Raw genomic sequence first — 19,279 nt, forward strand, 5'->3', positions numbered from 1 at the left:
TTTGGAAACAAACAGAATGCTATCGCTGCATAGTTGAACAGTGATGTTCAGCAGTGTTCAGCGTAAATGTATCAGACCGAATATCCAAGCGGCATTGGGCTTGTGCAGGAACTCCCTTCCCCGGAACTGTCTTCTTCTTGGCGGCCCAGTTCTCTGGCAGCAGATCCTGCCCTAGAAAAAGCTCGCCTGCGCCAGCACTTTCGCCAGCTACGGCAGAGGTTGGACAGATCCCTTATCAGCCAGAAGATCGTGGCTCATTTGGCCTCTTGCCCCCAACTTTTGGCCGCCAAAACCATCCTGGCCTATGTGGCCTTCGGCTCCGAGGTGGACTTGGGATCCCTGTTTGCCCTTTTTCCAGAGAAGCAGTGGGGGATCCCCCGTTGTCTGCCGCAGCGGCAAATGCAGTGGCACCGGTACGGCTCGGCTGAGCTTGTCCCCAACTGCTGGGGCTTGCTGGAGCCTTCTCCCGGCAGCACAGTTATCGACCCTGGCAAGGCGGATTTGATCCTGGTGCCTGCCCTGGCCTGCGATCGTTGGGGAAGGCGTTTGGGCTATGGCGGCGGCTATTACGACCGCTTTTTGGCCGCTTTGCCGGATCCCAGTGTGCCCAAGTGGGGCATCCTCCCCCAAGCCTGCTTGCTGGAGCAGCCCCTGCCTCAGGATCCTTGGGATCAGCACCTGGATGGGATCCAAACCGAGGAGAGGTTCTACGAGACGGGGATCCCCTAGACTAAAGAGGGTGGGCCTTGGAGGAAAAACGATGAGCCAAGTTTGGAAGCCGGCGCAGTGGCTAACCCAAAAGCTGCGTCTTGTCTGCATGAGCTTTGGCTGTGTGGCATTGGCGGTGCTCTTGATGGGCTTTGGGGCGATCCCCCTGCAACTGAAGGATCTCCACGTCACCCCCTGTCCCGATACCCCCGAATACACCAACCTGGTGACCAGCAACGGCAACCCCATACCGGCCAGGTGCCTGTTCGTCGAAGGCACAGTGGTCAACCGCTCCAAAAATACCCTGCTGAACGCGGATGTCTTCGGTCGGCTTTACGATGCCAACGGCAACGAGGTTCTGCCGGAGCGTACCCGCCTGGGGGCCATTGCAGAAGTTCCTCCCGGCGAGAGCCCTTTTTCAATTCGCATCTCGGTGCCCATAACCAGCCCCCTGCCCCTCACCCTGGAGCAATTCAAGGCCAGCGGCTTCAGCGGTACCGTGCGTCGTTAACGTCTAAAGCTGGCGGCTGAACTCCACCTGGGTGGGGCGCTCAGGCAAATGGAGCTGGGCAACCACAGGCGGGGTTTGGGCGATCAGCCGGCCCCGGCGGAAGACATACAGGCAAGCCGGTTTCAGGCGAATAGCTTCGACGGCATCAGCAGCCTGGAGCACCACCAGATCGGCATAGCAACCGGGTTCTAGGCCGTAGCCTTCCAACCCCAGAATGCGGGCCGGATTCTCCGTAACCGCCAAGAAACACTGGCGCATCTGCTCATAGCCTGTCAGGTGGGCGGCGTGGATGGCCATGTGGGCCACCTCCAGCATGTTGCCGCTGCCCAAAGGGTACCAGGGATCCATCACACAGTCATGACCAAAGGCCACCGTCAAGCCTGCGGCCATCAGCTCGGGCACCCGGGTCAGCCCCCGCCGCTTGGGGTAGGTATCGTGGCGACCTTGGATGACCATATTGACCAGCGGGTTGGCGATCACCCCCAGCTCTGCCTCGGCCATCAGGGGGATCAGTTTGCTGACGTAGTAGTTGTCCATCGAGTGCATGGAAGTTAGATGGGATCCGGCTACCCGCCCCTGCAAGCCCAGCCGCAGCGTTTCGTAGGCCAAGGTTTCCACATGGCGCGAAAGCGGATCGTCGGTCTCGTCGCAGTGCAGATCCACCCGCAGACCCCGCGCTGCTGCAATCTCGCACAGGGCCCGCACCGAAGCTGCTCCCTCGGCCATCGTCCGCTCGAAGTGGGGGATCCCGCCCACCACCTCCACCCCCAAATCCAGAGCCTTCTCCAGAAGCTGCACCGCCCCTGGCGAGCGATAGTAGCCATCCTGGGGAAAAGCCACCAGTTGCAAATCCAAGTAGGGAGCCACTTTTTGCTTGACTTCCAGCAGCGCCCGCACCGCCAACAGGTTGGGATCGCACACATCCACATGGGTGCGGATGGCCAGGATCCCACGCGCCACTGCCCAGTCGCAATAGGTCAAGGCCCTCTCTATGACTGCCTCGGGGGTCAACAGCGGCTTCAACTCCCCCCAGAGGGCAATCCCTTCTAGCAAGGTGCCCGACTGGTTGACGCGCGGGATCCCATAGGTGAGGGTGGCATCCATGTGAAAGTGGGCATCCACAAAGGGGGGCGACACCAAGCGGTTGCTGACATCAATTTCTTGGGGGGCAGTGGCTTGCAAGTTGTTTTCCAGAGCCACAATGCGATCCCCCTGGATACCGATATCGATTCCCTTGCGGCCATCCGGCAAGTTGGCCCGACGCAAAATCAGATCCATATGTTGATGTTGTGGCTATTTCAACTTAGGTTGTTCATTACAAACAAGCTTCTTCCCGAAAAATCGTGTTTTACAATACATATTTCTGGGGATCCCCCCTTTACGATAAACCGGTCAGTAACCCGATCTCGAACTAACCTCAACAGAAGCGACTATGGCACGTTTAGAACTCTCCCGGCGGGACTTCTGCCTGCGTTCTGGGGCTTTCGTGGCTGGCTTGATGGGGAGCCGCTGGTTGGTTCGCGATGCCACGGTGGCCCAAGGAACCAAGCTGAAAGTGGCTGGGGTTTATACGGTTCCCATTGAGCAGCAGTGGGTAAGCCGGATCCATAAAGCGTTGATGGCTGCCCAGAAGCGGGGGGATATTGACTATACCTGGTCGGAGTCAGTTTCCAACACCGACTACCCACGGGTGCTGCGTCAGTATGCCGAGAGCGGCGTCCAACTGCTGGTGGGTGAGGTCTTCGGGGTGGAGCGGGAAGCGCGGGAAGTAGCCAAAGACTATCCCAAGGTCAGCTTTTTGATGGGATCCAGCCTCAAGCCGGATCCTGCCCTGAGCAATTTTGCCGTGTTTGACAACTACATCCACGAGCCTTCCTAAGCGGTGGCGACCCAGAACTTCTTGATATTCTCTGTGTCTCTTGTGATACACCTCAGCCACTACCTCACCAGAGGGAGAACCACGTTATCAATCCAAAGCACCGCTGGAAAAAAGTTGGCCACCTGCCTTGGGAGGATATCAACAGTTGGCTAGACAACCCTGAGAATCTCTGGGGCACTGGCGAGAGCAGCTATGCTGGGTGGAACAACCGGTTAAGTGTCGGGCGAGAAAGCGGAGTTTCTCTTTACCTTGTACCGGTCGAGCATTTGCGTCTGTTGGTTGGTTACAAGGCACCAGGATACCCGAATTCTAAGCGTAGAGTACGCGGCGAGTTTGTATACAAGGGAGTAAAATACTGCATGGATGTTACCGATCCTGTGATTGAACGGGATTTCCTAATGGGCGAAGACGGTCAATATGACATCCCCGATCCGGTGCTGTGTGTTAGCCTTAGCGATCCCTACTTGGGCTACTACTACAAGCTGATAGCGGCTATTCTCTACTCAGGTCGACTCATATGAAATCAGAGATCTACACGATTGGTCACTCAAACCACGAGATTGATTTTTTCATAGACTTACTGCGCCAGTACAACATCACCGGTATTGGCGACGTTCGCTCACGTCCATATAGCCGTTACGTCCCTCAATATTCACAAGAAAAGTTGAAAAGTGCTTTAGCGGCAGCAGGTATTGCTTACGTCTTTCTGGGCAAAAAATTGGGAGGACGTAGCGAAAATCTGAGCTGCTATGATCAGGGTAGGATTCAGTATGAACGACTGGCAAATGAGCTAGCCTTCCTCGAAGGGATCGACCGTCTGATCCAAGGTTCTAGTCGGTATCGGATCGCACTGATGTGTGCTGAGAAAGACCCTATTGAATGTCATAGATCGTTGCTGGTGGCGCGTAAACTTTTTCAAAGTGGGATTCCGGTCAACCACATCTTGGCCAATGGCTCTTTGGAGACTCATGAGGCTCTAGAATCTCGTCTTCTTGCCCTTTGCAAACTTCCAGAGGGGGACTTGTTTAGAAGTCGGGAAGAGTTCATAGCCGAAGCCTATCTCATTCAAGGCAGGCGTGTCGCCTATCGAGATGAGAAAATGTCAAAAAATGATGAGCGGAGCGCGAGGCCATGAAGATATTTACAATAGGGTTCACGAAGAAAAGTGCAGAACAGTTCTTTAATCGTTTAAAACAGCCTGGTCTAGTTCGAGTTGTTGATGCTCGACTTAACAATACCTCACAACTGGCAGGATTCACGAAAAAGAATGACCTAGAGTTCTTCCTTCACGAGATCTGTAAGCTTGGATACATTCATTTGCCAGAATTGGCACCGACCCAAGAAATTCTTGATGCTTATAAAGCTAGTGGTGACTGGTCTAATTATGAGAGACAGTTTTTGTCGTTGATGGCCGAGCGTCGTATCGAAGATCAAGTGGATAAAAGTATTCTCGATGGAGGATGTCTGCTTTGTAGTGAAGCTACACCTGAGCACTGTCATCGTAGGCTGGTTGCTGAATATTTGCGCAGAAAATGGGGTGATGTTGAAATCGTGCATCTATGATAACTAAGAGCTGGCACTACGGATTTTTCCGATTTATGCAGCTACTCCGAGTTGCAGCAGGATTCCGGCAACACGGAGCGAAAGGGATGCCCAACTGATTTAGAAACTCCCTCACCAACAGCAGGCTCGATACAGGGATCCCCGCTTGGGCAGATCCAACACATTGACATCTTTGGGGTTGACCTTGAGCAGATGATGGGCGAGCAGGAAGCCTGTGATCGTCTGGGTTTGGCTGCCCCATGCGTACCTCGGTCGGGTCATGGAAGTATTCCGCCTACTTTTGTTCGGGAATGACCTTGGTTTGAATGTTGCACCCGTTGCTGATGACATCGCCGTACTGTTGCCCCCGCAACACTGGGCCAGTGTTTGCCGCCGTTGCTTTTGGATCCCAAGTTCCTGCGGGCAGCTAGCGTGTATGGTAGATGAAAGCTTGTTTTTGGGTCTTTCCCCGTCCCCATGCCCAGGGCTAGCACCTCTCGCCATCAGACCGACCCCCGCTTCAGCTCTGCTATCGCTCCACGACGCTTTCCCGAACAGGCCAAAGGGTTAAAGCCCCACCAACAAAAGCAACTGCAACGGCTTTACCAACTGCGCCTACCCCCCAACCGCCTGGTGACGGTGGAGTTTGCCCAACGGCTGGGATCCCTGACCCAAGAGTTGGAAGGCCGGCCCATCAGCGTTTACCTCAACCGGCGCGGCCAGGTAATCCGCGTAGGGGTGGGATCCCCTTTTGAAACCCAGATTCCCGCTTGGGAATTGCCCCGCCAGGGGGCCGAGCGCCTATCCGGGATCCGCTGCATCACCACCCAAATGGGGGAGGGGGGCCCCGGTCAAAAAGCGCTGACGGCCATGGCTTTGCAGCGTTTGGATGCCCTCATCACCCTTTCCGTGTCCAAGTCAGGAGGGCACCGACGCCGGGGAGGAGCGGCTACGGGCTTTGTTCACCGGGCCTATCTGGCCCATCTGCTGCCAGAGGGAGAGCGCCGTTGGCAGGTTTCTGAGCCTTTGCCTTTGGGGATCCTGGCAGAACAGGATCTGCAGGAGCTGGTGGCGGAGCTGGAGGATGGGTTTCGGCGCCAGTTGACCGCCCGCCAGGTGGATCTGGATCAGGATCGGGCCATCCTGGTGGGGCTGCAGGAGCCAGGCCAGAGCAGCCAGGAGCTAATGGACGTGTTGGCGGAGCTGAGCCGCCTGGTGGAGAGTGCCGGCGGACAGGTGCTGCAAGCCCTCTGGCAGAGGCGGGAAGGCCCCAATTCGGCCACGGTAATCGGATCCGGTAAGGTGCAAGAGCTGGCTCTGCTGGTCCAGGATCTGGGCGCTAACTTGGTGGTGTTCGACCGGGAACTCACCCCCAGCCAGGTGCGCACCTTGGAAGAGGCGGTGGGGGTGCGGGTGGTGGATCGCAGCGAGGTGATCTTGGATATTTTTGCCCAGCGGGCCAGAACCCGGGCCGGAAAATTGCAGGTGGAGCTGGCGCAACTGCAGTATTTGCTACCTCGCTTGGCCGGTCGAGGGCGCACCATGTCTCGGCTAGGTGGGGGCATCGGCACCCGTGGCCCGGGGGAAACCCAACTGGAAATGGAGCGGCGGGCCATCCAACGGCGCATCGGCAAGCTGCGGCAAGAAGTGGAAGAATTGCGCCACCACCGGCAGCGGCTGCGCCAACGCCGCGAGGGATCCCAAATTCCTGTGGTGGCCCTGGTGGGCTACACCAACGCCGGCAAGTCCACCCTCCTCAATGCCCTCACCCATGCCCAGGTCTACGTGGCCGACCAACTCTTTGCCACCTTGGATCCCACTACCCGGCGGCTGGAGCTGCCCGACCGGCAGGCGGTGCTGTTGACCGACACGGTGGGATTTCTAACCGAATTGCCAGACCAACTGGTGGATGCCTTTCAAGCCACCCTGGAAGAGGTGACGGAAGCCGATGCCCTACTACATGTGGTGGATCTGTCTCACCCCAACTGGGAAGGACAGATCGAGGCGGTGGAAACCTTGCTGGACAAGCTGCCCTTGGCCACTGGTCCCCGCCAGCTGGTGTTCAACAAAATCGACCGCCTCGACCCCGAATGGGTGGAAGACGTCCGCCTGCTCTACCCCAAAGCCCTGTTTGTTTCCGCCGCCACCGGCCAAAACCTGGATCAGTTGCGCCACACCCTGGCCCAGTTTGCTACAGCCCTAAGTCCTAACCTCTTCGATTGGCAGGAACCCAAGGATCCCTAAAAGCATTCCATAAGGATTTCCAAACCTGCATAGCTCATCTTCATCCGCCGTCAACATAAACATTCAGTTACAATGAGATCAGGATTGTGACCCGACTTAAAGTTAGGGAGAGAACATGGCCACCACTGCAGTTGCACCTCAAGTCTCACCTCGCCTGGCCCAGCCCCATCTGACGCTGCAAACTCTGCCCATCGGGGCCGACACCCTTGCCATTCGCTCCCAAGATTGGGATCGGGATCGATTTGACATCGAATTTGCTCTGGAAAATGGCACCACCTACAACTCCTTCTTGATTCGCGGCGAGAAGGTGGCCCTCATCGACACCTCCCACGAGAAGTTTCGCCAGTTGTACCTGGATTGCCTGCAAGGGATCCTAGATCCTGCCCAGATCGACTACCTGGTGGTCAGCCACACCGAGCCAGATCACAGCGGCTTGGTTGGGGATCTGCTGGAGCTGGCGCCCCAGATGACGGTGGTGGCCTCCAAGGTGGCGGTGCAATTTCTGGAAGATCTGGTGCATCGGCCCTTCCAGCGGCTGGTGGTGAAACAGGGAGATCGCTTGGATCTGGGCAAGGGGCATGTCCTGGAATTTATCTCTGCCCCCAACTTGCACTGGCCCGACACCATCCTCACCTACGACCACGGCACCCAGATCCTTTACACCTGCGACGTGTTTGGGATGCACTACTGCGACGATTTCGCCTGGGACGAACATCCCCACCTGTTGCAGGCCGACTTCAAGCTCTACTACGACTGCCTCATGGGGCCCAACGCCCGCTCGGTGTTGTCCGCCCTGAAGCGCATGGAAGCCTTGCCTCCCATCGCTGCCATTGCTACCGGCCACGGCCCCCTACTGCGCCATCACCTGTCCGACTGGGTGGGGCAATATCGCACCTGGAGCCTCGAGCAGGCCAAAGCCGAGCGCCTGGTGGCAGTGTTCTACCTGTCGGGATATGGCCAGGCGGAAACCTTGGCTCAAGCCATTGCCCGCGGGATCCAAAAAACCGGCATCCAGGTGGAGCTGGCAGATTTGCGGCTGGTGGATGCCCACGAGGTGCGGGAGCTGATGAGCTTGGCCGCCGGTGTGGTGATAGGCATGCCGCCCCAATCAGGGCCTGAGGCCGCCACCACTCAAGTGCTGCTGAAAACCCTTTTGGCCTCTGCCCACAGCAAGCAAGGCTTTGGTCTGTTTGAGTCGGGCGGCGAAGATGATGAGTCGGTGTACCTCTGCCGCAACACCCTGCAGGAGATCGGCGCCAAAGAGGTGTTTGCCCCCATTCTGCTTAAGCAGCCTGCCGGCGAGGCTCTGCTGCAACTGGCCGAAGAAGCAGGTACCGATCTGGGGCAGTGGCTGACGCGGGATCGCAACATTCAGCAGATGAAAGCCTTGGATGCCGACCTGGATCGCGCCCTGGGCCGCATCAGCAATGGCCTCTACATCATCACTGCCCGCAAAGGGCAAGCCACCAGCGCCATGCTTGCCTCCTGGGTGGCCCAAGCCAGCACCGATCCGCCAGGGATCAGCATTGCGGTGGCCAAGGATCGGGCCATCGAATCCTTCCTGCAGGTGGGAGATACCTTCGTGTTAAACGTGCTGCAAGAAGGCCATTACCAACCCTTGATGCGCCACTTCCTGAAGAGATTTCCACCGGGAGCCGACCGCTTTGCCGGGATCAAGACCTACCCTGCTGCCAACGGATCCCCCATCTTGGCCGATGCTTTGGCCTACCTGGAGTGCCGTGTGGTGAGCCGCCTGGAAACCAGCGATCACTGGGTGGTGTACAGCACCCTAGAAGCTGGTCGGGTCTCCAGCCCAGAGGGCCTCACCGCCATCCACCACCGCAAGGTGGGGAATCATTACTAATACTGATAGTGAGCAGTGAGAAGAGAGAAGTGAGAGATAATTTCTCACTCCCAGCCCTTCTCCCTGGGGAAGCTGGGATCCCTGTAGCGAACAGACTCACAAAAACTTCAATAGGACTGCCGATAGACCAACCCACTGGGATGTAGGAAAAAAGGGCTGTCTTCTCCCAGGCGGATCCCGATCTGCTCCAGCTGTTCCCCTTGGCGGGTCGCAGGCCCTAAGGGCAGCCCCTCTGTTCCCTGTTGAATCCTTTGGGATCCCTGCTGGGCTGGCCGATAAGGGACGTTGTTCAAACCTGAGGAAAAGGGATCCGAGGGGGCATACCTCTGTCGCCAGCGCTGGTAGGGGCTGACTTGGATCCCTGCCTTGTCCATCTGGGTTGTCGAGAGGGCAGAGGCAGGTGCTGACACCTCTGACAACTGCAGTGAAGAGGGCAGAAGGGCAACCGCCGGACATGGCTCAGCTTGTGCCCAAGCCCCCGGCGCAAAAAACAAGGCCAGAAGGCAGCCGCTCCAGCAAAAGAAGATGGCATGCCGCACGGGAAGATCCCTCCATAGGCCCAACCAGTCGCCTCTCAGGCCATTTTTCAAAGGCAGGACTGAGAGCACAGCTCCCATCTTGCCGATGCCGACTTGAAGGCCGGGTGCTCGGGATCCCCCCAGTTGAGTGATCTCGATCAGATCAGCAGACCTACTCTAGAAATGGGGTCTAAAGCCCTGCTCTACCGCTGCGCAGTTTGCCTTGGCTTAGCCAGCCAGTAGAGCAAGGAGCATGTCAAGAAACGGCGGATTTGCCAGGATGATCTGCACTGCTGACCCGTACATAGGCGTGCCAAGCCAAGTCCAGCAGGCCATCCAACACCGCTGCAGCCACTGCCGGGCCTCCTTTGCGTCCCTCGGTGCGGATGTGGGGCACCATGGAATCGGCCAGCTCCTGCTTGGCTTGCACCACGTTCACAAACCCAGCCGGCGTGGCAATGACCAGAGCAGGGGCCACCTCCTTCTCGGTAATCAGCCGTACCAAGGTGGAGAGGGCGGTCTGGGATTGGCCAATCACAAAGATCGCCTCAGGGTAGCGTTGGGCCAGGGTTTCCAAGCCCCAAGCGGAGCGGGTCTTGTCCCTTTGGGGACGGGTAATCGCTTCGCTGCCGCAGTAGATGGGGTTGGAAAAGGTGTTCTGAACAGCCCAGGCAATGCCCACCTGTACCATCGGCTCATCGACCACAATGGTGGTACGCGCTGCCAAGGCCGCCGCCCCAGCCTGTAAGGCTTCGTTACCAAAACGGATGAGGTTCAAGTACTCAAAGTCGGCAGTAGCATAAATAACCCGACGAACCACCTCATACTCAGCAGGAGAAAGCTCGTGCTTGCCCACCTCCTGGTCGATGATCATCAAACTCTCTGCATCGGTTACGTGCCACTCCATCGATCCCAGACCCCGCCCGCCGTTTATCCTCAGTAATGACAGGATTGTACCTGCAGAGGCTCCAATGGGTGGGAAAAACCATCGCTCAACCTGGGGGCCAGCCCATCCCCCGACCGCCCAGAACGTGAATGTGGAGATGAAAGACGGTTTGCCCGCCGTCTTCTCCTTCGTTGATCACCAATCGGTAGCCTTTATTTAAACCTGCCTCGGCAGCCACCCGCTGAGCGGTCAGCAGGAGATGTCCCAGCAATGCCTCATGTTCGGGCTTGGCCTGGGAAATGCCGGGGATGGGCTCTTTGGGCACCACCAAAATGTGGACAGGGGCTTGGGGGGCAATATCTTTGAAGGCCAGGGCTCTATCGTCTTCGTAAACGATTTGTGCAGGGATCTCCCTGCGAATAATCTTGCCGAAAACTGTGTCGCTCATGGGTGCTCACAAATTAGTTCTGCCCTTAGCCTACCTGCTAACCGCACATTCTCCCACCCAGGTGGCGAGAGTGGCGCTCGGCACCTACTGCTTCAGCAGCCATTCAAATTCCTGCCGCAGTGATTGAATATGCCCCACTCGCGAGACCAACAGCGCATCTCGCCCGGCATCGCGAAAACGAGAGCGCCACAAACTCACCAAATCGGGGTTGCTGCACCAAAAGCGGATAACAGCGTCGACCAACTGATCCAAGTCCCAGCCGCGCCGGGCCGGCACTTCCTCCACGGATCCCAGCAACGCATCGAGGGTGCAGGAGCTGGTACCCAGGTATTCCACCCCACAGGGCCGCTGGGCCAGCTTCTGTTGCTGATGAAAGAACTGCAGAGCAGGGGCGATGCCGATGATCTCGAAGGTGTAAACCATGTTGCTCCGCAACGCTGACGCGACTGGGCTCAGTCCTACAGAGTTTTTTGCGAAAGATCCTAAAAAGGGGGCTAGCAGTCTCAAAACCAAATCAAGGTTGGGATCCCTTCCCAACTATCCTCGATCTGATCCTGGATGTTAGGTATTGATTATACTCAACTTGGGCAAAATGCCAAGGCAAAGGACAGGCAGATCCCTGCGTGGCGAAATACTTTTGCGCCACAGAGGAAGGCTTTGCCTGATGGGCACTCCCTCGTTCAGCTCTGTGTAAATAATCTGTGCAGAAATCTGTGCAGATAAGAGGTAAAGCTGCTAGCAAACACAAGTGAGGACTGCTAGCATCCAATGGGATCTTTTGCTAATTGGCTTTAGCTACACAACTACAGCCCACTAAGGGACCACGGGATACGGTTGTATGGTCATTCTAGGCTAATTGAGACACTCCCCAAGCGTTCCGCGCCACTGCCGCGACCACCCCCAGCCCCTCTCCCAAAGGGAGAGGGGAGTTAGGAAGCAATACAACAGAATCTTTCAGTCCTGTTTAAAATGACTATAAACCTGCTTGTTTTAAACCTCGTTGGGGTCAAGCCTCGTAAACACGATTTTTGTATCCCCCAGTTTGTGAACAGGCTGTATTGTCACCTGCCTTTTCTGCAGACATTGAAGCAGACATTGAAGATTGTGACTTGAGGCAAGCAAAAGCACAGGCATCAAAAAACTGGCGTGGCCGCATTCTCCGACCGCGCCACCAGCTCAAGCCCTCTCCTCTACCCAAGTCGGTATTGCGTCTTGGGCCTTTTCTTGAGTGGGGGGGAGTTGAAACTGGATGCGCGGCTGCCCTACCCCATACGTGAGGGTGTAGCTCCACTGCAGGCAGCGCAGCCACAGACGGGGATAACGCGCTTCTAGCCAGGGCTGTAGGCGGCGCAGCAGCCTTGGGAGCCAGCCCCTCAGCACAGCAGAAGTCAAGACCAGGCCGGTATAGCTGAAGTAGGTGGGCAGCCACTGGGCAAAGCCTTTGGCCCCTACGGCCTCCCAGATCCACAGCAGCAGCCGTGGGTTTTGTAGGGCAGCTTTGATGGCCATGCGGTTAAAGGCCAGCCAGCCAGCCCGGTCTTTGATGAAATCGTCCACCACCTCCGGCGGCTCGGTGGCGAGAATGCCGAAAAAGCTGTTGAGAGTGGCATTGATGCGCTCGGGGGGCAGCACCTTGCCGGTGGGCACCATCATCCCCCGCGAGAAGAGCCAGGTGACGGCCGAGTTGCCCTGGTAGGCCCGGATCTGGGCTAAGTCCGCCGCCCTGAGCAGGTCGTGGCGCAGCGCCGTATCCAGCAGATCGCACAGGCGGGGGCAGTTGCGCACCAGGGATCCAAACCCGGTAAAGCTGAGGGGCGATTGCATGGCTGCCGCATCCCCAATAAGCAGCACCCGGTCAAACTCCGTCCCGCTGCCGCCAACAGGGTGCCGGTGCTGGCCAAATCGTCCGGGAATATAGCCGAAGGTCGCTTTTTTCCACTGCAGGCGCTCCGGGTCGCAGCGGCGGTATTCCGGCAGAATGGTGAAAAAATCTTCGTACAGTTCCAGCAGGGATCCGGGGTTTTCTGGATGCACCTGGTGGTAGTGGAACAGATAAAAGGTAAGATCTTCGCCTGGGCCGGGGAACAGCTCCCAAATGAGTTGCCGACCGCGGCTGATGTCCCCGTGGCTGGCCAGAATGTCCCCAAATTGGGGATCCCATACCCCCGGCTCAAACCCTCCTTGGATGGTGGCCCCCACCGTGGGGCAGACGCTATCAAAAGCTCGATGGCGGTAAAGCTGCTGGGCAATGGGAGAGACTGTTCCCATAGCATCCACCACAAGGCGGGATCCCAGCCGAAGCTCCTCGCCGGTGGACAAATCCTTCAAAACCAGCGTGACGCCTTGTTCGCCAACATAGGCCCGCTGAAACTCGGTGCGCTCGTAGATAGCTCCCCCGCAGGAAGTGAGGATTTGGCCACAGAGCTGCAATAGCTTTTCCGCGTCAATGGCCAGATTGAGTACCGTCGGCGTGTGCAAAACGGGAGCGCGAACCGGGCTATTGCCGTCAAAAAACTTGTTGAACCCATCCGTGTATTCCCGCAGGATCAAGCTCTCCATCTGCTCGGCGCTCAAAAGGCCCAAATCCACCAGGGTTTGCAGCTCCCGCCGGGAGATGTTCCACTCGCGGTTCATGCGGCCAAAAGGGAGTCGCTCCACCAAGGCCACGCGGTAGCCCAAGCGAGCCATGGCCGCTCCATAGATGGCTCCCAGCGCTCCTCCCACGATGGCCAGATCCCACTCCACCGGGGCCGGCTCAGGGGCAGGCTGGCGAAACAAGACCGGCTGAGCAGAGCGGTGGGCTGCGTGGCAATGTTGCACTTCTTCCCGCCAGCGCTTTTCCCACCAGTACACCCGCTGCAGGTCAAATTCTCCATTGGGGATCCGCCGAAAATACTTCACCGTTTGCGGGTAGAAAGGCTCAAGCTGATCGAAGATGGATCCCCGGTTCAGATCGATCTGGGGCAACTGCGGGTAGCGGTGGGGAAATTGGCTTTGGATGGCCTGTTCCAGCTCTCTCAGCCAGCGAGGTTGGCGGGGGAAGGGCTGCTCCGACCACTGGAACACCTTGAGATAGGTAGTGTTCAGCCCCGACCACAAGAAAAGGGCCAGCTCAGCGCCGGATCCCTGTAGGCGCAGGCCCGTGGGGGTAAGAACCTTCTGGCTGCCTTGGGGCAGGGGGATACACTCCTGTAGCCAGCGCAGCACTTGAGCACTATCGGGGCAAGGGATCTCGCGGTAGTAAAGGGAAGTAAGCACGGCGCCGAGATAAGAAACCGAGCAAATCTTTACCCATTGTGACATGAGGGGATCCCTCCCTTTGCCGATCCCAGGGATCACCCCCTACCCAGGTTTCCCCCCAGCTGCAGATCTGCAGGGGTGTTGCAATTGGTGAGCATCCTCTCAAGGGACTCCGTCCCGCTGTCGGGAACGGTCAGGGGCAGGATGGCTGTTGGCACCTGGGATAGCCAGACCTGAAAGGATCTTCCCCCCGCCTGCAAGAAACTCTCCAGGGAGCCTAGCTGCGCCAGGCGATAGAAGCCACACAGGGGTTCCCAGCCCCGCTGACTTTTGGGCAGGGCAGCCACTGTCTGAGGGGGCAGGGCAGCAAGGCGCCGTCGCCAATCCCCAAGAACCTGCTCCTGCAAGCAGGGCAGATCGCAGGCCAGCAGCAGGATCCACTCCGGGGGAGCAGCCAAGGTTTGTAGCCGCCGGATCCCCTCTTGAAAGGCCAGCAGCGGGCCTCGGTGTTGCTCCGCAATGCTGTCCCGACCACGTGGGTCTTGCCCGACCAGGGGGGGAACGTTTTCCCGCCAGAGGTGCCAACCGGGATCCACCACCGGCGCATAGCGCTCCGGCCAGGGGGTGAGGATGTAAACCGCGTCGGCGCAGGCTGCTGCCACCTGAGCCACCCGTCGCAGCAGGGGGATCCCATCCCAAAGCACCAAAGCTTTGTCGGATCCCATGCGGCGGCTGTTGCCCCCGGCCAAGATCAGAGCCACGACCGCAGGCAGGGAATCTTCAGACATTTTGGACATCCAGTTTTCCACAACGAGCAGCAGGTATTTGTGGAGGAATAGGATAGGGATCCCATCCTCTCCTCACTCTAGCCGCTATGTCTGAGCCCTCTGGTCGTCTGGTTTGGAACCACTCCACCCACATCTCAGGGTTGATCCCTGTTTTGGAACGCCTGACCCGGCAGGCGGGCATTAAAACCGTGACGCCGGGCGCTCTGTCCTGCAGCCGTGGGCGGATCCCCCAGTTGCAGTTGCGGGTTTCGGTGCCGATCCGGGGCGGGTACAAGCTGGTGGCCCGCAAGGGAAGCAGCGTGCAAGAGGTGTTTGTGGTAACGGATCTCAGCCAAACCGAGCTAGAGGCGGCTATTCTCCGCTGTTTGTAGTCAACTGTTTGTAGTCAACCGAGCCTCGTCATTGCTCCGCAACGCTGTCCCGACCCAGAACTTCGTCCTGCTGGGGCAAATGGCACATCAGTTGAGGATGAGTTAGCTATGTCTCGTGCTAGTCTCAAGCCCGCCCGTATCAGCGCTGTTTTACCCGGATCCCTGGCAGCAGAAGTGGGCATCCAACCTGGAGAGGCCCTGGTCAGCATCAACGGCGAACGCCCCCGCGATCTCATCGACTACCGCTTCCTGATCGCTGAGGAGTGTGTAAGCCTGGAGATCTTGAATAGCCAAGGGATCCCGCGCACAGTTGAGCTGGAGAAGGGAATCGACGAGGATCTGGGGCTAGAGTTTGAGACAGCCCTGTTCGATGGCCTGATCCAGTGCGCCAACGCTTGCCCCTTTTGCTTCATCGACCAACAACCTCCGGAAATGCGGGCAACGCTGCACCTCAAGGACGACGACTACCGCCTCAGCTTTCTCTACGGCAGCTACCTCACCCTCACCAACTTGCCTGCTGCCGAATGGGAGCGCATCGCTCGCCTGCGCCTTTCTCCCCTCTACGTGTCAGTGCATGCTACCGACCCGGAGCTGCGCAGCCGCTTGCTCAAAAACCCGCGGGCTGGCCTGATTTTGGAGCAGTTGGCCTGGTTTCGCCAGCATCGCTTGCAACTGCACGCACAGGTGGTGGTCTGCCCAGGCTGGAACGATGGGGATCACCTCACCCGCACACTCCTCGATTTGGCCGCCTTTCGCCGGCCCGTAGACGGGATCCCCACCGTCCTCTCGGCAGCAGTGGTGCCGGTGGGGTTGACGCGCTTTCGCCCCCCTGGTGATGAGCTGGTTCCTGTCGATGCGGCCAAGGCCCGAGAAGTGATCCAGCAGGTGGAAACTTTGCAGGTCGGGTTTCGGCAAACATTGGGATCCACCTTTGCCTGGCTGGCCGATGAGTGGTATTTGCTGGCGGGGTGGGAACTGCCCCCGGCAGAGCACTATGAAGATTACCCGCAGCTGGGGAACGGGGTAGGCTCCCTGCGGCTTTTCCTCAGCCAGTTCGAGCAGCTCAAACTGCCGCCTGAGCTCCCTTCTCCCCTCAAGGTTCTGTGGGTGGTGGGCAATGCCGTAGAGCAAGCCTTCCAGCCTGTGGTGGAGCAGATGAACCGCATCCGCGGGCTGCAGTTGGATCTTTTGCCTATTGCCAGCCAATTTTGGGGACAAACCCTGACGGTAACCGGGCTGCTGACGGGCCAAGATGTCTTGAATGCCTTGAAATCGGTTGAAAACTTGGCGGCCTACGATGGGCTGCTGCTACCTCAGATTGCCCTTAAGGATGGGGAGCGCTTTTTGGACGATCTGACCTGGCAAGAGGTGCAGGCCCAGGTGGGGATCCCGGTGGTGCGGGTGGACGGCGGGCCGGCAGGCTTGGTGCAGGCGGTGCAACAGCTAGAACAGGGCTATGCCTACGGCACCCTGTGTTGTTCCGCAACGCTCGGGCGAAGGGAAACTGCACCGCTGACGCGACCAAGAACAGCTTTGAGCCGAGGATCCTGAGGCGATGCAGAGGTTGCGGCGAGGATTGTTTCTGCTGCTGGGGGTGGGGCTGGGGATCCTGGCCATCACGGGCTTGGCGGCTTTCTACGTAGATCTGGCTTGGTTTGCCGAGCTGCATGCTCTGCCGGTGCTGTGGACGCGGGTAATTGCCCGCTGGGGGCTGGGCCTGGGCGCTTTCCTCTTTGCCCTGGCGGTGACGGGATCCAACATCTGCTCCTGCTGGCGGGGGGCAACCTTGACCGGGGCCTGGGTGATCGCCATAGGTTTGAGTGGCTTCTTTGCTGGGTCTCTTTCCAATCACTGGTTTACGCTGCTGCTCTGGCTGAACCAGGGGCCTGTCGGGGAGTCGGATCCGATTTTCAACCGCGATCTCAGTTTTTTTCTCTTCAGCCTGCCTTTCTGGGAGACGCTGCAGCAGTGGTGCTTCAACCTGGTGCTGCTCACCTTGGTTACCGTTGTCCTCATCTACTTGGTAGAGCTGGGGCTTTCCGAGCAACGGCTGACCTTGGCCCTCTCTCTCTATGCCCAGCGGCACCTGCTGATCTTGGGGGGATCCCTGTTTCTCATTCGCGCCTGGGGCCATTGGCTGGAGCGCTACGAGCTGCTCTATTCCACCCGCGGCGTTGTGTTTGGGGCCGGTTTTGCCGATGTGCATGCAACCTTGCCGGCCACGACCTTGATGAGCGGGGTGGCAGGCCTGACGGCGGTGGGATTCTGGGCTTTGGCCCGCCAGGGGATCCGCCTCAACCTTCCTTTCCTCAAGTCCTGGTGCCCTTCCTGGGCCAGCTCTCTCCTGGCGCCGGCCATCCTCTGGGGAGCCTACCTGGGGTTTGGGCTGCTGACCACCCAACTTTACCCCCAACTGGTGCAAACTTTCTTGGTGGCCCCCAACGAGCTGGAGCTGGAACGCCCTTACATCGAGCACAACATCCGCTTTACCCGCGCCGGTTTTGGCCTTAGCCAGGTGGAAGTGCACCCTTTCCCAGAAGAGGGATCCCTGACCTGGGAGATCCTGCAGCAGAATCAACCCATCCTGAGCAACGTGCGCCTCTGGGATGCGGATCCCCTATTGGCCACCTACCGCCAACTGCAAGAAATCCGCCCCTACTACCAATTTCCCTATGTGAATGTGGATCGCTACCGCATTGGGGGAGAATTGCGCCAAGTTATGCATGCCGCCCGCGAGCTGGACTTTGCCCAGGTGCCCCCCGCCGCCCAAACCTGGGTTAACCGGCGGTTTTTCTACACCCACGGCTATGGCCTCACCCTCAGCCCGGTGAATGTGGTGACCCCTGAAGGCCTGCCGGATTTTTTCCTATCGGATATTCCGCCGCGGGTTTCTCCCCGCTACCCTGAGGTGGCCCCCGTCTTGCGGGTGGAGCAGCCGGCCCTCTACTATGGCGAGCTGACCACCACCGATGTTTTCGTGGGCGCTGAGGCGCGGGAATTGGACTACCCTGCAGCAGAGCGCTATGTGTACAGCAGCTATCAGGGCAGCGGTGGCGTGCCCATTCCCCACCTCTGGCAGCGGTTTCTCTACGCCTGGCATTTTGGCGATCTGCGCATCCTTCTCAGCCGCGAGCTATCTTCTACCACCCGCTTTCTCTATCGCCGCCAAATCCGCGAGCGCATCCGTCGGGTGATGCCGTTTTTACTCTACGACCGGGATCCCTACCTGGTCATTCAAGGCGGCAAGCTCTACTGGTTTTTCGATGCCTATACCACCAGCAGCCGCTACCCCTACTCGGAGCACCTGCCCGGCTTTCCCTTCAACTACATCCGCAACTCGGTCAAGGCGGTGATGGACGCCTACAACGGCAGCATCGATTGGTACATTGCCGACCCTCGGGATCCCCTCATCCAAGCCTACGCCCGCATCTACCCCACCCTCTTCAAGCCTCTGGAGGCAATGCCGGAGCCGCTGCGGCAACACATCCGCTATCCCCAAGACCTCTTCCGCCTGCAAGCGCAGCAGTTTGCCACCTACCACATGACGGATCCCCGCCTCTTCTACAACCGCGAGGATCAATGGCAGATCCCCGGCCAGTTCCGCAATCGACGGCGCATTCCCATGCAGCCGCAGTATCTCATTCTCACCTTGCCGAGGGATCCCCAAGGGGTTGCAAACCACACTCCTGAGTTCGTCCTCCTCTCCCCCTATGCCCCTGTTAACAAGCAGAACATGGTGGCTTGGATAGCGGCCCGCTGCGACGGGGAAAACTACGGCAAGCTCCTGGTGTACGAGTTTTCCAAGCAACGGCTCATCTATGGCCCGGAACAGGTGGAAGCACGGGTTAATCAGGATCCCTTAATCTCCGAGCAAATTTCCCTCTGGAACCAGCATGGGTCGCGGGTGAACCTGGGCACGCTGCTGGTCATTCCTATCGAGACTTCTTTGCTCTATGTTCAGCCCCTTTACATCGAAGCAGAACAGGGCCGCTTGCCTCAGCTCACCCGGGTGATCGCTGCCTACGAAGACCGGGTGGTGATGGAACCGACTCTCGGCCAGGCCTTAGAAGCCCTCTTTCTGCCGAGGGGCAGCCGATAGAGAAAGGGATCCCCTCCTCATTTTTGAGGCAGGTAGTTGACGAAACTTAACGGATGTTTTAAGTTTAGGTTGTCAATCTTCGCGCTTCCTTAGGGAAGTTTGTTCTCATGACTACTGTTATCCAACGTCGCTCAACCAGCAACGTGTGGGAGCAGTTCTGCGAGTGGGTCACCTCCACCGA

The 19,279-nt window shown here is 58.3% G+C and carries 19 protein-coding genes; 11 read left to right on the plus strand and 8 right to left on the minus strand.

Features of this window, described 5'->3' with window-relative positions; translation table 11 throughout:
* Positions 1 to 66 precede the first annotated feature (66 nt).
* Positions 67 to 729 carry a 5-formyltetrahydrofolate cyclo-ligase gene (locus NW828_RS10330; protein ID WP_414383673.1) on the plus strand — a complete coding sequence of 221 codons (663 nt, stop codon included), beginning with the start codon at positions 67 to 69 and terminating at the stop codon, positions 727 to 729.
* Between the two features lie 31 nt (positions 730 to 760).
* Positions 761 to 1,219, plus strand: coding sequence for an FxLYD domain-containing protein (locus tag NW828_RS10335; RefSeq protein WP_414332474.1), 459 nt, complete (start codon positions 761 to 763; stop codon positions 1,217 to 1,219).
* A 3-nt stretch (positions 1,220 to 1,222) separates the two neighbouring features.
* On the opposite strand, the gene NW828_RS10340 is transcribed toward NW828_RS10335, so the two are convergent.
* Entirely contained in the window at positions 1,223 to 2,497 is a 1,275-nt protein-coding gene (locus NW828_RS10340; RefSeq protein WP_414383675.1) for an amidohydrolase family protein, read from the minus strand.
* Positions 2,498 to 2,651: 154 nt separating this feature from the next.
* Between NW828_RS10340 and NW828_RS10345 the strand changes: the two genes are divergently transcribed.
* From NW828_RS10345 to NW828_RS10360, 4 genes are read left to right on the plus strand one after another with little or no spacing between them, the layout of a single operon-like run.
* Positions 2,652 to 3,098 carry a hypothetical protein gene (locus NW828_RS10345; protein ID WP_414383677.1) on the plus strand — a complete coding sequence of 149 codons (447 nt, stop codon included), beginning with the start codon at positions 2,652 to 2,654 and terminating at the stop codon, positions 3,096 to 3,098.
* 26 nt (positions 3,099 to 3,124) lie between these two features.
* Positions 3,125 to 3,619 (plus strand): dual OB domain-containing protein, encoded by a 495-nt coding sequence (locus NW828_RS10350; protein WP_414383699.1) that lies wholly within the window; start codon positions 3,125 to 3,127, stop codon positions 3,617 to 3,619.
* Complete coding sequence (locus tag NW828_RS10355; RefSeq protein ID WP_414383679.1) at positions 3,616 to 4,233, plus strand: DUF488 family protein; 618 nt, start codon at positions 3,616 to 3,618, stop codon at positions 4,231 to 4,233. The genes NW828_RS10350 and NW828_RS10355 overlap by 4 nt, the downstream gene beginning before the upstream one ends.
* On the plus strand, positions 4,230 to 4,661 hold the full coding sequence (locus NW828_RS10360) for a DUF488 family protein (protein WP_414383681.1): 432 nt from the start codon (positions 4,230 to 4,232) through the stop codon (positions 4,659 to 4,661). The genes NW828_RS10355 and NW828_RS10360 overlap by 4 nt, the downstream gene beginning before the upstream one ends.
* A 111-nt stretch (positions 4,662 to 4,772) precedes the next feature.
* Here the strand turns inward: NW828_RS10360 and NW828_RS10365 are convergent, their stop codons facing one another.
* Positions 4,773 to 4,922: a hypothetical protein gene (locus NW828_RS10365; protein WP_414383683.1), complete on the minus strand. Its 150-nt coding sequence runs from the start codon at positions 4,920 to 4,922 to the stop codon at positions 4,773 to 4,775.
* A 195-nt stretch (positions 4,923 to 5,117) separates the two neighbouring features.
* Between NW828_RS10365 and hflX the strand changes: the two genes are divergently transcribed.
* Positions 5,118 to 6,884 (plus strand): GTPase HflX, encoded by a 1,767-nt coding sequence (hflX, locus tag NW828_RS10370; protein ID WP_414383685.1) that lies wholly within the window; start codon positions 5,118 to 5,120, stop codon positions 6,882 to 6,884.
* A gap of 115 nt (positions 6,885 to 6,999) precedes the next feature.
* Positions 7,000 to 8,748 (plus strand): diflavin flavoprotein, encoded by a 1,749-nt coding sequence (locus NW828_RS10375; RefSeq protein WP_414383687.1) that lies wholly within the window; start codon positions 7,000 to 7,002, stop codon positions 8,746 to 8,748.
* Between the two features lie 107 nt (positions 8,749 to 8,855).
* On the opposite strand, the gene NW828_RS10380 is transcribed toward NW828_RS10375, so the two are convergent.
* From NW828_RS10380 to NW828_RS10405, 6 genes are all read right to left on the minus strand, one after another.
* Positions 8,856 to 9,287, minus strand: a complete 432-nt coding sequence (locus NW828_RS10380; protein ID WP_414383689.1) for a hypothetical protein — start codon at positions 9,285 to 9,287, stop codon at positions 8,856 to 8,858.
* 235 nt (positions 9,288 to 9,522) lie between these two features.
* Complete coding sequence (locus NW828_RS10385; protein ID WP_414383691.1) at positions 9,523 to 10,173, minus strand: precorrin-8X methylmutase; 651 nt, start codon at positions 10,171 to 10,173, stop codon at positions 9,523 to 9,525.
* A gap of 85 nt (positions 10,174 to 10,258) precedes the next feature.
* Complete coding sequence (locus tag NW828_RS10390) at positions 10,259 to 10,600, minus strand: histidine triad nucleotide-binding protein (RefSeq protein WP_011432043.1); 342 nt, start codon at positions 10,598 to 10,600, stop codon at positions 10,259 to 10,261.
* A gap of 84 nt (positions 10,601 to 10,684) precedes the next feature.
* Complete coding sequence (locus NW828_RS10395) at positions 10,685 to 11,023, minus strand: hypothetical protein (protein ID WP_414329426.1); 339 nt, start codon at positions 11,021 to 11,023, stop codon at positions 10,685 to 10,687.
* A 753-nt stretch (positions 11,024 to 11,776) separates the two neighbouring features.
* Entirely contained in the window at positions 11,777 to 13,903 is a 2,127-nt protein-coding gene (locus NW828_RS10400; protein WP_414383692.1) for an FAD-dependent oxidoreductase, read from the minus strand.
* A 32-nt stretch (positions 13,904 to 13,935) separates the two neighbouring features.
* Entirely contained in the window at positions 13,936 to 14,637 is a 702-nt protein-coding gene (locus NW828_RS10405; RefSeq protein ID WP_414383694.1) for a molybdenum cofactor guanylyltransferase, read from the minus strand.
* Positions 14,638 to 14,714: 77 nt separating this feature from the next.
* Here NW828_RS10405 and NW828_RS10410 point away from each other — a divergent pair, with 77 nt between their 5' ends.
* The 3 genes from NW828_RS10410 to NW828_RS10420 all read left to right on the plus strand — a co-directional run bounded on the left by NW828_RS10410 (position 14,715) and on the right by NW828_RS10420 (position 19,098).
* Positions 14,715 to 14,999: a DUF2103 domain-containing protein gene (locus NW828_RS10410; RefSeq protein ID WP_011432039.1), complete on the plus strand. Its 285-nt coding sequence runs from the start codon at positions 14,715 to 14,717 to the stop codon at positions 14,997 to 14,999.
* 108 nt (positions 15,000 to 15,107) lie between these two features.
* Positions 15,108 to 16,550: a TIGR03279 family radical SAM protein gene (locus NW828_RS10415; protein ID WP_414383695.1), complete on the plus strand. Its 1,443-nt coding sequence runs from the start codon at positions 15,108 to 15,110 to the stop codon at positions 16,548 to 16,550.
* A 4-nt stretch (positions 16,551 to 16,554) separates the two neighbouring features.
* Complete coding sequence (locus tag NW828_RS10420; RefSeq protein ID WP_414383697.1) at positions 16,555 to 19,098, plus strand: UPF0182 family protein; 2,544 nt, start codon at positions 16,555 to 16,557, stop codon at positions 19,096 to 19,098.
* Positions 19,099 to 19,279: the final 181 nt, after the last annotated feature.

It is taken from the genome of Synechococcus sp. W55.2 (assembly GCF_047461635.1).
Lineage (GTDB): Bacteria > Cyanobacteriota > Cyanobacteriia > Thermostichales > Thermostichaceae > Thermostichus.